We start from the raw sequence: 10,414 nt of genomic DNA, 5'->3' as shown, positions 1-10,414 counted from the left end.
ACCACAATAATGGGATACCGCCAGCAAAAGCCGAAGATCGGCCTAACCAAGTGTCCGGATTTAGTTGACCACTACAAACAATCAAGTACACAAACAGGGGGTTAGCTCATCATTTTGGCCACAGCGCATCGCGCAAACTGGTTTTAGTACAGTTATCACCGCCCTCTTTACGCCCTATTTGATGTAAAACGCATCGAGCAGTGGAGGCCAAAAAAGCGCCCAAGGAAGGGGCTGAAAATAATCGATGAATGGGCCAATAGTCGTTCAAATGGAGGGTATGAGTACGCGCCACTCGCTATTTTTGTGAGCGCCAGCAAAGGTTGAGGATATGGTGTTGGGAGTAGATTGACTTTCTATTTAAACAGCGAAAAGTGAATATCACCAAAGGGAGGGTTTAATTTGGCCAGATCCTGTCACGGGATTATCGCAAGCTACCTCTCCGGGGCCGGAATGCGTCATGCAGAGTCACAAAGAATTAGCCCCGCTGGGCAGAACACACCACGGGGCTGGATATTCAGGATGGTTTTTTCAGGCTGGCCTTGTGCTGCTCCAGCAAATTCTCGGGGGGCGGCGGCACCTGCAGGTAGAACCCCTGGTTGGTCAGCGCGGCCATCACCTTGCCAACATCAGCCAGCCCCAAGGGCTTGGCCGGATCCAGCTTGGTCATCAGCACCAGCTCGGGACGCCCGAATGCGCTCAGCAGTGGCTCGGGAACGCGGGAGAAATCCTCTCTTTTTTCAACAAAAAGGTAGGTCTCGGCTTTTTTGCGACTTTTATAGACTGCACACAACATGGAAATTGATATAATCCGACGAGTTTATTGCCTCTGATGGGGGCAAACTATAACATCAGGAATTGAATAACAATAACGGATTAGCATCTCTGCCTCGGGGAAGATTCATGGTTGAGCGCGATAACGAATTGAAAGGGACCACCTTCACTATTTCTGTGTTGCATATCAGCGATGGCGAGCCTGAGCGGATACGTCAGTTGTTGGCCGAAAAAGTGGCCCAGGCCCCCTACTTTTTTAATTGTGCGCCGCTGGTGATCAATGTTTCCCGACTGGAACATATTCCCGATTTCGAACAGCTCAAGGAGCTGGTGGAGTCCGAAGAATTTGTGCTGGTCGGCATCACGGGTGCGCGCAGCGAAGAGATGAAGACAGCCGCCAAGGCGGTGGGATTGGCCGTGATGTCCTCGGGCAAGAGTCGCAAGAGCGAACCGGAACCCGAGCCAGCCCCCGCGCCAGCCGCCCCTGAGGTAGTTCGTGAGCCCGAACCCGCCCCCTTGATTCCGAGCAAGGTACATGTGGGGCCAGTACGCTCCGGCCAGCAGATTTATGCCGCCGGCACCTCGTTGGTAGTGCTGGGGTCCGTCAGTCCGGGGGCCGAAGTGCTCGCCGATGACAGCATTCATATTTATGGCACCCTGCGTGGCAGAGCCATAGCCGGCGCCAAGGGCAACACCCAAGCCCGGATCTATTGCCAGCAATTACAGGCCGAACTGCTCTCCATCGCGGGCACCTTCCAGCTGAGCGATGCGTTGCCGGCAGGCCTGATCCAGCAACCGGTTCATATCCGGCTGGATAATGAACAACTCCGTATAGACCGTATCAAATAGAGTTACAAGGAAGCGAGAATGGCGCGAATCATAGTCGTTACATCGGGTAAAGGTGGCGTTGGCAAGACCACAACCAGCGCAGCCCTGAGTACCGGTTTAGCCCAGCGTGGCCACAAAACAGTGGTCATCGATTTTGACATCGGTCTGCGAAATCTGGACCTCATTATGGGTTGTGAGCGACGCGTGGTGTATGACTTCGTCAACGTCATCAACGGTGAAGCCAACCTCAACCAGGCGCTCATCAAGGACAAACGTTGCGAGAACCTGTTTATCCTGCCCGCCTCCCAGACCCGGGATAAAGATGCCCTGACCAAAGAGGGTGTCGAGAAGGTGCTGGATCAGCTGGCCGAAATGAAGTTTGACTACATTGTCTGCGACTCCCCGGCCGGGATCGAGGCGGGCGCGCTGATGGCGCTCTATTTTGCCGACGAAGCGATCGTCACCACCAACCCGGAAGTCTCTTCCGTACGTGACTCCGACCGCATCCTCGGCATCCTGGCCTCCAAATCCCGCCGTGCCGAGCGTGGCGAAGACCCCATCAAGGAGCACCTGCTGCTGACCCGCTACTGCCCGACCCGGGTCAACCGTGGCGACATGCTGAGCGTGCAGGATGTGCAGGAGATCCTGGCCATTCCGCTGCTCGGGGTGATCCCTGAGTCCCAGGCAGTGCTGCGCGCCTCCAACTCCGGCGAACCGGTCATTCTGGACAAGGAGTCCGATGCCGGTCAGGCCTATGACGATGCGGTTTCCCGTTTGCTCGGTGACACCAAGGAATTTCGTTTTCTGGAAGAAGAGAAGAAGGGCTTCTTTAGCCGACTGTTCGGGAGTTAAACATGTCATTATTGGATTATTTTCGTTCCAACAAGAAACAGAACACCGCACAACTGGCCAAAGAGCGGTTGCAGATCATCGTTGCTCACGAGCGTTCATCCAGAGGGGGGCCGGATTACCTGCCCCAGCTCAAGCAGGATATCCTCGATGTGATCCGCAAATACGTCAACATTGATCCGGAGAAGATAACCGTTCAACTGGATCAGAAGAGTGATGAGCTGTCAGTGCTGGAGCTCAACATCACCTTCGCCGATGACAACAAGAAGGGATGAGCTGACGCCCTATGCGTGACCCCTTCCCCCAATGAAACCGGATCCCCTGGCAGGATCCGGTTTTTTATTGGCACAAAAACAGGTCACAGCGGCTCGCCTCATCTCGCCAAGGGGTCTGCCGACAGCTAGAATAGCGCCGCCCCGCAGACAGTGTCTGTGCTGGTACCTTTTTCTCTTTTCTGGAACAGACCGCTTATGTCTATGAATGACGAAATGCACAGCGTCGAGGAACTGCTCGATACCGCCCTCGAACTCTTTATGGAGCTGGCCTCTGACAACCTGCCGGAGCAGGAGATCGCCCGTTTCAATCAGGAGTTCAACGACCGCGGCCTGCTGGCCGAAACCGACCCGGCCGATGACTGGGAAGCGGACGTGGGTTTTGCGGTGAGCGACACCGACTATGCCGAGATCTGGGTAGGCCTTGGCAATGAAGAACAAGAGTATGAGCACCTGTTTGCCCGCATGCTGCTCTCCCGCCGTGTTGACGAGAAGTTCTGCCACATCGAATGGCTGCCCCAATAATTCCGGATCCCGATGATCCCAGCCACTATCAGTGGGAGTCAGCCCCTGCTGCCGTGGCCCCCGTGCGCCCATCTGCATCCCTTGGGCGCCGGGTGTTGAGGTGGGCAGGCAAGATCGCGCTGGCCGGGCTGCTCTGCTCGGTCGGCTCGGTCGCCTTGCTGCGTTTTATCGATCCGCCGATGTGGAGCTGGCGTATCGAGCGGGCCCTCTTTCCGCCCGCCAAGATCACCCAAGTACGCCATCAATGGGTAGATCTGGAGTCCATCTCCAAGGAGCTGCAACTGGCGGTGATCGCCGCCGAGGATCAGCGCTTTGCCGATCACAACGGCTTTGACATGGATGCCATCAACGCCGCACTCAAGCACAACCAGCACAGCGAACGGGTGCGCGGTGCCAGCACCCTCAGCCAGCAGACCGCCAAGAACCTCTTTATGTGGAGTGATCGCAGCTTCCTGCGCAAGGGGCTGGAAGCCTGGTTTACCCTGCTGATGGAGCTGGGTTGGGACAAGGCCCGCATTCTCGAGGTCTATCTCAATATCGTGGAGTTCGGCCCCGGCATCTATGGCGCCGAAGCCGCGGCCCGTACCTACTTCGGCAAACCGGCCAGCCGCTTGACCCGCTACGAGTCATCCCTGCTGGCTGCTGCCCTGCCCAATCCGTGGCGCTATCGGGTCAAGCCCCCTTCACCCTATGTGCAGAAGCGCTCGGTCTGGATCCGCCGCCAGATGGGACAACTGGGCCAGATCACCCTCAATCGGGTGCATCAGGCCGACTGATCCTCAGGGCTCATCGGGTTTCTCCGGTGGGCCCAGATGGCCGCCCGCCGTCTCGCGGTGAAGCGGTAGATAGTGCCACCACCAGGCCTCGCGCCGTCGCTTGATCTGTTGCCGCCGTCCCCGCTGTTTCATCCCCTCACTCCCTGCCAGCTGATCCGCGCCTTAACCATACTCCCCCAAGGGCAACTTGGACAGGCCAGGCGTCCCAGGCGCACTGGTCTGGCCGCCACAGCCAATAATTGTTACAGTAGCGAACCTTGATGTATCTGGAGTGATTTCATGGAACAGCGTACCCCGGATCAGCTGGTCGAATGGGCCTATGATCAGTTTCTTGAGCAGGCCGCCGATATGCTGGCCCCCGAACAAATAGTCGACATCACCCTGGAGTTTGAGCAGCGTGGCGCCGTGGAGGCGACACTGCCCAATGCCGACTGGTCGACCGAGCTGGGTGAGCCGGTCGATATGGAGCGCTGGGTCGAAGTGTGGGTCGGTTTGCTGGATCATCAGGATGAGTTTGAGGTGATCTTCGCCACCTTCCTGCTGCCCCGTCTGTTGACCGAAGATCAAGTCCATGTGCGCTGGCATCGCCAGCAGCAGGCATAAAAAAGGCGCCATCGGCGCCTTTCTTGTTTCTGTGCACTCTTATTGCTGTTCTCTGCTAATCCTGAGCCGCGATGGCCTTGGCCAGACAGCGGCGGCACCAGCAAGCGCTGGCCTCCTGCATCGGCAGTACCGGTAACTGGCTGCACCAGCACTGCGCAATGGTCTGACCGGCAGAGACGGCGCAATAGGCCGGTTCGCCACAACCTGGGCAGCGGTGGGTGCTTTTCGAGCCATTCAGCTCGGCCATCACCGCCAGCTGGGCCTTGCTATCCATCGCCGACCAGTGGCCGATCTCGCTCAGGGTGCGGCCACAACCAAGGCAAAGCCCATCTTTCGCCTTGCAGAGGCCAACACAGGGGCTCGGCATCTTATTCGCTATCCACTGCCGAGTCGGTCTCTGTGGCCACCAGAGTGATGGCGTTATCTTCGATGACGATCTTGCCCTGCTTGTAGAGGCCTCCGATCGCCTTCTTGAAGGTGCCCTTGCTCATGCTGAACAGCTTGTAGATGAGCTCGGGTTCGCTCTTGTCACCCACCGCCAGACTGCCGCCCTGTTTTTTCATCCGGCTCAAAATGCGTTCACCGGCGTCATCAACCCGCGCCAGACCCGGCTTTTGCAGGGTCAGATCGAGCTTGCCATCCTCGCGCACCTGCTTGACCCAGGCGGTTTGCGGCCGACCGGTCATCACCCGGCCAAACACTTCGTTCTTGAACAGCATGCCGGGATACTGACCGTTGACGATCACCTTGATACCTAGAGGAGAATGCTCCCCCGGCAGCGCGGTCACTTCGTCACCGACCTTGAAGTTGCTGCCGGCCGGTGTCAGGAAACGCTCGATGCGGCTGGTGCCGACCATGCGCCCTTCATTATCTAGTTGCAGACGCACCAGATAGACATGGCCCACCTGCATCGGCTTGTTCTGCTCGCGGCTCGGCACAAACAGATCCTTTTTCATGCCCCAGTCGAGGAAAGCACCAATCTTGTTGGCATTGACCACTTTCAGACCGGCAAATTCGTCCACCATGGCAAACGGCTTGTCGGTGGTGATCACCGGCTCGCAATCGGCATCCAGATAGAGGAAGACCTGCACGCTATCCCCCTCTTTCACCCCTTCCGGCAGTTGACGCTTGGGCAGCAGCAGTTCACCGTACTCATCGGCCGCAAGCCAGGCGCCGCGATCTTCGAGTTCAACAACGGTGAGGGTGTTCATCTTGCCAATCTGTATCATGGTGCTCTCTTTTCTCATTACCCGGATGGGCCAATTGATCATGGCCCCTATGGGCGCGCATGTTACCTCAAGAGCGGTGATCCGGCCTAGTCCCCAAGCCACCACTGGCCGCCCTTTCGCCCTTATCTTATCCGCCAATGGTGATTAAATCGCCAAACAGGCGGCCATTTGCTGTAAATAACCCCACTTTTAGGTAGACTTCGCGGCTGTTCAAATCCAGAGGAACTGTCGATGAACCCATCCACTCGTACCCGCCATCTTAATCAATGGATCCAGAGCCACAGTAATCAGGACATGACCTACCCGGCCCTGCACGGTTTTCTCTGTGCCCGTCTGGTAGGGCCAGAGACCCCTGACTGGCAACGCCCGCTGGCTGGATTGCTGGAACAGGATGCCGAGTTGGATGAAAAAAGCGCAGAAGCCCTCAACCATCTGATCGCCGAGCTGGAAGCCCGGGCCGACGACGCCCAGCTGGCACTGCCGAGCCAATGCCGCCTGCCCAGCGATAACCCGGAGCAGGTGTTCGAGCAGAGCCATCCCCTCGGTCAGTGGTGCTACGGTTTCAGCCAGGGCTTTGCCACCTGGCCCAAACCGAAGGATTTGAACGACCCGACCACCCAGTACCGCTTCAGTCTGGCCGCCGAGTTGAGCCTGTTTCGCGACAAGCAGATGGCCCAGATGCTCTATAGCGCCGCCGCCAGCGAACTCCCCTTTGTCGAGTTCTGCAAACGCCAGCGCCAGAACATGAAAACCGCCCTCAACCAGCTGCTCAACCTCGACCAGTATCAGGCAGCCCCCAGCGCTGATGTCGCCCTCAATGGTGAACAGGCCCAACACTGGCAGACCTGGTTCGAACTGGCCGACAGCTGCCGCGATCATCAGGCCCGCCTCGGCTGGTTCGAGAAGATCATCGCCGATGCCACTCCGCTGTTTGATGAAGCCTTTTGGCAGCAAATCGCTGGCCACGGCTGGAGTGCCCCCGAACTGCGCCCCCTGCTGGCCGCCAGAGCCGGCCGCGCCGACTGCCTGTTGCGGCTTGGCAAGCTGGGTGAAGCCAAAGCGGAGTATCTGGATCTGCTGACGATCTGCGTGGCCGATGAGCCGGGTTGCCGCTACAACCTCTCCACTCTCTATGCACTGCAAGGGGATTGGCAGGCGCTGGCCGCCCTGCTGGTGCGCTTTGATGAAGCTTCCAGCTGGTTGCTATACAACAAGGCGCTGATGGTCTTTGCCACCGAGGGTGCCGAGGCAGCCAAGCCCCATCTGCTGGTCGCCATCGAGGCCAACCCGCACATTCCGGCCTGCCTGCTGGGTCAGCGCAAGCTGCCCAAACAGGAGCCGCAAAGCTGGCAAGCGGGCAGCCGTGACGAGGCCGCGCTCTACGCCATCCACACTCGCGAGGCTTGGCTCAAGCAGAACGCCCTCATCTGGTTGCGTAAAGGCTGAACAGCGTTGGCTTAAAATCCCGTCGGTCAGACCCGGTTTTTCCTTGAGGGCGTGCGCCACCGCACATTTCATCGCAACCGGGTCAGACAAATCAGCTTGAGTTTCGTATCATCAATGTCAAAGTATCAAAAGAAACTGCATCTGATGCAGCCGTCACAGCAGGGTGTAATATGTCAAAAATCATAGCGTTACTCGCTCACTACCCGCCCTATCAGTTGGTACATGCCGCCGAGATGCTACGGGATACCTTCGAACAGTTTTATGAACAGCGTTACCAGCTGACCGTGCCGCAATGGCGCCTGATGATGGTGCTCGGCCCCAACTACCCCATCAGCCAGAAAGAGCTGGTCGAGGCGAGCGGCATGGACAAGGTGCGCATCTCCCGCGAGATCCGCCGTCTGGTCGAAAAAGGGATCATCTTCACCGAGAGCAGCGAGCAGGACAAACGCATCAGCCTGGTCTCCCTCACCAATGCCGGCCAAGCGCTCTTCCTGCAGCTCAAGAGCGAAGCTGGCAGCTGGCAACATACCCTGACCGACTATCTGCCGAGCGAATCCCGCGAGGCGATCCGCCAGCATCTGCACAGCGTCAGCGCCGCCATCGAGCAGCTGCAGTCACTGGATCGGGAGAAATAATCATGGATTTGAAAAAGTTCGCCACCATGGATATCAACATGCTGTTGAGCGTCGTCAATATGCAGCTGCGTGATCACTATGACGACCTGGATGATCTCTGCAAGGCGCAGGAGATCGATCAAGCAGCACTGGAAGCGCGGCTCGCCAGCGGCGATTTTCACTACCAGCCGGCGCAGAAACAGTTCAGATAAAGAGAGCTAGCGGGATCGGGATCACAGCGCCAGTGATGGCGCTGGCTCTGCGGTAAAAACCTGATATGGTCTGAAGAGCCCCAACAGGGTGATGCACGGATACATCACCCTGTCACAAGAGGGCATTAAAATCGTTTCAGGTGAGCAAACCAAGGATGACCCCATGATACTGATGACCCGACAGAGCCTGTTGATCACGCTCTGCACCCTGTTGATGATCAGTCTGTTCACGCCCCACTTGCCGCAAAGTACCGAACAGTGGCTGACCACCCTCTTGCTTGGCCTGCTGGTCACGGTGGCATTGCTGCTGGTGCGTGGTTGTCGCCGCTTTATGATGGAGTAGTAACTCCGCCGTAACGTCTATACCGACCGCTTGCCGCGATACTCTCTGTAGCAGCAACGTCTGTCGCAATCATATCGAGCCAAAAAACAAACGCAGCCTGATGGCTGCGTTCTTGTATCTGGTGGGGCAACCCCTTGAAGAGATAACCCCTGACGGGATAGAGAGCCCTTAAATAGCCAGAGCCTCAAGCTGCGCTTTAGCCGCTTCCATCCCCTTGCTCTGGGCATCCGGGCCCATCCCCATCCCTTCGGCGTAGATGAAATCCACCTCTTTGATACCGATGAAACCTAGCACGGTACGCATGTAGGGAGTGACCAGATCGGTGGCGCTACCAACGTGCATGCCGCCGCGAGGGCTGATCACCAGCGCACGGGTATTTTCAACCAGACCGACCGGACCGGTCTCGGTATAGCGGAAGGTGACGCCGGCACGGGCAACCAGATCGATCCAGTTCTTCAGCTGGGTCGGGATGTTGAAGTTGTACATGGGGGCCGCAATCACCACCAAGTCGCTCGCCTTGAGCTCGGCGATCAGCTCGTCGGACTGGGCGATCACCGCCAGTTGACGTTCATTGAGGTTGTCACCACCGCGCAGGCCGGAGGCCAGCTCGCCATCCAGCACCGGCAGGTTGAGTGCTGCCAGATCACGCACGGTGACGGCATCATCCTGATGGTCAGCCAGGAAGCCGTCGATCAGGGCGTTGGATTGGGAATATTGACCCAGGATGCTGGATTTGAGTACGAGGATATTGGCCATGGTGAAACTCCATTTGGTTGTCGGTTGAACAGCGTTGCTGTCGATGGAGGTCACTCTAAACATTGTGCTTATTTGCTGATAGCGAAAATAGATGCTCAACTTGTTCAAATTTTTTGATGCAAGGCCACTTCCTCGCCAGCCAACCCTGCGGCCGCGCTTCAACCCTTGGCAGAACAAACGATTGCCGTTATGATCCGCCGCACTTTTTTCCAGCGACCCGGATCCTATGATACCCTCGCGCAGGCACTCTCCTTTGGCCGGTGCAGTCTGGATGATGGTGGCAGGACTCTGCTTCGCCGCCGTCAACAGCCTGAGCCAGTATGTTAGCTTCAAACTCGGCCTTGCCTCTACTCAGGTCGCTTTCCATCAATACCTGATCGCCCTGATCTGCCTGTTGCCCTGGCTGGTTCGTCATGGCTTGCGCCAATCCCTGATGACCAATCAGTTCCGGTTGCACCTGTTGCGGGTATTGCTGGCGGTGATCGGCATCCAGCTCTGGCTCTGGGCGCTGGCGTACCCCGTCCCCATCTGGCAGGGGATCGCCCTGCTGATGACCTCGCCGCTGTTTGCCACCCTGGGTTCCGCGCTGCTGCTCAAGGAGCAGGTGAGCCGTGCCCGCATTCTGGCCACCCTGGCGGGCTTTGCCGGCGCCATGCTGATCCTCGCCCCCTGGACTGACGAGTTCAACTGGGCCTCCCTGCTGCCGGTGGCGGCGGCGCTGTTCTGGGCAGGTTACTCCCTGATGGTGCGCTATCAGGCGGCCAACGAATCATCCCACACCATAGTGGTGTATCTGCTTATCTTCAGTACCCCGTTCAACGTCATGCTGGCCCTGCCGGAGTGGCAGTGGCCAAGCGAGAGCCAGTGGCTACTGGTAGCCGCTTCCGGCGTGCTGACGGCGCTGGCCCAGATGTCCATCGCTCGCGCTTACAGCGTGGCGGAGGCCTCCTTCGTGCAGCCTTTCGATTTTGCCAAGCTGCCGATGAACGTGCTGGCGGGCTGGCTGGTGTTTGGCTGGGCGCCCCCCGGCCGTCTGTGGCTTGGCGCTGCCATCATCATTGGCGCCATTACCTTGCTGACCCATCTGGAGCAGCGCGCTCACAAACCCGTTTCCTGAGGTACGCCATGCGTGCCTCTTTTTTTGTCCGCTATTCGTGCGATAGCGATCATCAACAATGACCATCGACATC

Annotated in this window: 16 protein-coding genes; 11 read left to right on the top strand and 5 right to left on the bottom strand. The window is 57.9% G+C overall.

Going from position 1 to position 10,414, the window contains the following annotated elements; translation table 11 throughout:
- Positions 1 to 514: 514 nt before the first annotated feature.
- Entirely contained in the window at positions 515 to 793 is a 279-nt protein-coding gene (locus tag G5195_RS19560; RefSeq protein ID WP_005360946.1) for a YcgL domain-containing protein, read from the bottom strand.
- 107 nt (positions 794 to 900) lie between these two features.
- Between G5195_RS19560 and minC the strand changes: the two genes are divergently transcribed.
- The 5 genes from minC to mtgA all read left to right on the top strand — a co-directional run bounded on the left by minC (position 901) and on the right by mtgA (position 4,021).
- Entirely contained in the window at positions 901 to 1,620 is a 720-nt protein-coding gene (gene minC / locus G5195_RS19555) for a septum site-determining protein MinC (protein ID WP_421236402.1), read from the top strand.
- 18 nt (positions 1,621 to 1,638) lie between these two features.
- A complete protein-coding gene (minD, locus tag G5195_RS19550) occupies positions 1,639 to 2,451 on the top strand; it encodes a septum site-determining protein MinD (RefSeq protein ID WP_005345776.1) in 813 nt (270 codons plus the stop codon).
- A gap of 2 nt (positions 2,452 to 2,453) precedes the next feature.
- Positions 2,454 to 2,723, top strand: a complete 270-nt coding sequence (gene minE / locus G5195_RS19545) for a cell division topological specificity factor MinE (RefSeq protein WP_005345779.1) — start codon at positions 2,454 to 2,456, stop codon at positions 2,721 to 2,723.
- Between the two features lie 195 nt (positions 2,724 to 2,918).
- The gene (locus G5195_RS19540; protein ID WP_005352317.1) at positions 2,919 to 3,245 is read left to right on the top strand and encodes an HI1450 family dsDNA-mimic protein; all 327 of its coding nucleotides are present in this window, start codon (positions 2,919 to 2,921) and stop codon (positions 3,243 to 3,245) included.
- Entirely contained in the window at positions 3,230 to 4,021 is a 792-nt protein-coding gene (gene mtgA, locus G5195_RS19535) for a monofunctional biosynthetic peptidoglycan transglycosylase (protein ID WP_419772922.1), read from the top strand. Before G5195_RS19540 ends, mtgA begins: the two co-directional genes overlap by 16 nt.
- 3 nt (positions 4,022 to 4,024) lie before the next feature.
- Here the strand turns inward: mtgA and G5195_RS19530 are convergent, their stop codons facing one another.
- Positions 4,025 to 4,153 carry a hypothetical protein gene (locus G5195_RS19530; protein WP_421236401.1) on the bottom strand — a complete coding sequence of 43 codons (129 nt, stop codon included), beginning with the start codon at positions 4,151 to 4,153 and terminating at the stop codon, positions 4,025 to 4,027.
- 147 nt (positions 4,154 to 4,300) lie between these two features.
- On the opposite strand from G5195_RS19530, the gene G5195_RS19525 reads away from it, so the two are divergent.
- Positions 4,301 to 4,624 (top strand): HI1450 family dsDNA-mimic protein, encoded by a 324-nt coding sequence (locus G5195_RS19525; protein ID WP_005336851.1) that lies wholly within the window; start codon positions 4,301 to 4,303, stop codon positions 4,622 to 4,624.
- 55 nt (positions 4,625 to 4,679) lie between these two features.
- Here the strand turns inward: G5195_RS19525 and G5195_RS19520 are convergent, their stop codons facing one another.
- Positions 4,680 to 4,991 (bottom strand): DUF1289 domain-containing protein, encoded by a 312-nt coding sequence (locus G5195_RS19520; protein WP_021229998.1) that lies wholly within the window; start codon positions 4,989 to 4,991, stop codon positions 4,680 to 4,682.
- Position 4,992: 1 nt separating this feature from the next.
- On the bottom strand, positions 4,993 to 5,853 hold the full coding sequence (locus G5195_RS19515) for a CvfB family protein (RefSeq protein ID WP_005336853.1): 861 nt from the start codon (positions 5,851 to 5,853) through the stop codon (positions 4,993 to 4,995).
- Positions 5,854 to 6,084: 231 nt separating this feature from the next.
- On the opposite strand from G5195_RS19515, the gene G5195_RS19510 reads away from it, so the two are divergent.
- The 4 genes from G5195_RS19510 (at position 6,085) to G5195_RS19495 (ending at position 8,468) form a co-directional block, all read left to right on the top strand.
- The gene (locus G5195_RS19510; protein ID WP_204383251.1) at positions 6,085 to 7,299 is read left to right on the top strand and encodes a UPF0149 family protein; all 1,215 of its coding nucleotides are present in this window, start codon (positions 6,085 to 6,087) and stop codon (positions 7,297 to 7,299) included.
- Positions 7,300 to 7,469: 170 nt separating this feature from the next.
- Positions 7,470 to 7,934 (top strand): MarR family winged helix-turn-helix transcriptional regulator, encoded by a 465-nt coding sequence (locus G5195_RS19505; RefSeq protein WP_005345795.1) that lies wholly within the window; start codon positions 7,470 to 7,472, stop codon positions 7,932 to 7,934.
- A 2-nt stretch (positions 7,935 to 7,936) separates the two neighbouring features.
- Complete coding sequence (locus G5195_RS19500; RefSeq protein ID WP_204383253.1) at positions 7,937 to 8,125, top strand: DUF4250 domain-containing protein; 189 nt, start codon at positions 7,937 to 7,939, stop codon at positions 8,123 to 8,125.
- 163 nt (positions 8,126 to 8,288) lie between these two features.
- Positions 8,289 to 8,468, top strand: a complete 180-nt coding sequence (locus G5195_RS19495) for a hypothetical protein (RefSeq protein ID WP_005345799.1) — start codon at positions 8,289 to 8,291, stop codon at positions 8,466 to 8,468.
- Positions 8,469 to 8,636: 168 nt separating this feature from the next.
- Here G5195_RS19495 and G5195_RS19490 read toward each other — a convergent pair whose 3' ends face one another.
- A complete protein-coding gene (locus G5195_RS19490; protein WP_042055909.1) occupies positions 8,637 to 9,224 on the bottom strand; it encodes an FMN-dependent NADH-azoreductase in 588 nt (195 codons plus the stop codon).
- A 226-nt stretch (positions 9,225 to 9,450) separates the two neighbouring features.
- Here G5195_RS19490 and G5195_RS19485 point away from each other — a divergent pair, with 226 nt between their 5' ends.
- A complete protein-coding gene (locus G5195_RS19485; protein ID WP_101530832.1) occupies positions 9,451 to 10,341 on the top strand; it encodes a DMT family transporter in 891 nt (296 codons plus the stop codon).
- Positions 10,342 to 10,414: the final 73 nt, after the last annotated feature.

This window comes from Aeromonas sp. 601039, from assembly GCF_049174415.1.
GTDB lineage: Bacteria > Pseudomonadota > Gammaproteobacteria > Enterobacterales > Aeromonadaceae > Aeromonas > Aeromonas veronii_A.
Note: the sequence above shows the minus strand (reverse complement) of the source record. Positions and strands in the feature narration are given on the sequence as shown.

Coding starts and splice junctions, on each gene's coding strand:
- G5195_RS19520 (WP_021229998.1), bottom strand. CDS start 4,991: ATGCCGAGCCCCTGTGTTGGCCTCTGCAAGGCGAAAGATGGGCTTTGC.
- G5195_RS19530 (WP_421236401.1), bottom strand. CDS start 4,153: ATGAAACAGCGGGGACGGCGGCAACAGATCAAGCGACGGCGCGAGGCC.
- G5195_RS19560 (WP_005360946.1), bottom strand. CDS start 793: ATGTTGTGTGCAGTCTATAAAAGTCGCAAAAAAGCCGAGACCTACCTT.
- G5195_RS19505 (WP_005345795.1), top strand. CDS start 7,470: ATGTCAAAAATCATAGCGTTACTCGCTCACTACCCGCCCTATCAGTTG.
- G5195_RS19485 (WP_101530832.1), top strand. CDS start 9,451: ATGATACCCTCGCGCAGGCACTCTCCTTTGGCCGGTGCAGTCTGGATG.
- minC (WP_421236402.1), top strand. CDS start 901: ATGGTTGAGCGCGATAACGAATTGAAAGGGACCACCTTCACTATTTCT.
- G5195_RS19510 (WP_204383251.1), top strand. CDS start 6,085: ATGAACCCATCCACTCGTACCCGCCATCTTAATCAATGGATCCAGAGC.
- minE (WP_005345779.1), top strand. CDS start 2,454: ATGTCATTATTGGATTATTTTCGTTCCAACAAGAAACAGAACACCGCA.
- G5195_RS19540 (WP_005352317.1), top strand. CDS start 2,919: ATGTCTATGAATGACGAAATGCACAGCGTCGAGGAACTGCTCGATACC.
- G5195_RS19495 (WP_005345799.1), top strand. CDS start 8,289: ATGATACTGATGACCCGACAGAGCCTGTTGATCACGCTCTGCACCCTG.
- G5195_RS19490 (WP_042055909.1), bottom strand. CDS start 9,224: ATGGCCAATATCCTCGTACTCAAATCCAGCATCCTGGGTCAATATTCC.
- mtgA (WP_419772922.1), top strand. CDS start 3,230: ATGGCTGCCCCAATAATTCCGGATCCCGATGATCCCAGCCACTATCAG.
- minD (WP_005345776.1), top strand. CDS start 1,639: ATGGCGCGAATCATAGTCGTTACATCGGGTAAAGGTGGCGTTGGCAAG.
- G5195_RS19500 (WP_204383253.1), top strand. CDS start 7,937: ATGGATTTGAAAAAGTTCGCCACCATGGATATCAACATGCTGTTGAGC.
- G5195_RS19525 (WP_005336851.1), top strand. CDS start 4,301: ATGGAACAGCGTACCCCGGATCAGCTGGTCGAATGGGCCTATGATCAG.
- G5195_RS19515 (WP_005336853.1), bottom strand. CDS start 5,853: ATGATACAGATTGGCAAGATGAACACCCTCACCGTTGTTGAACTCGAA.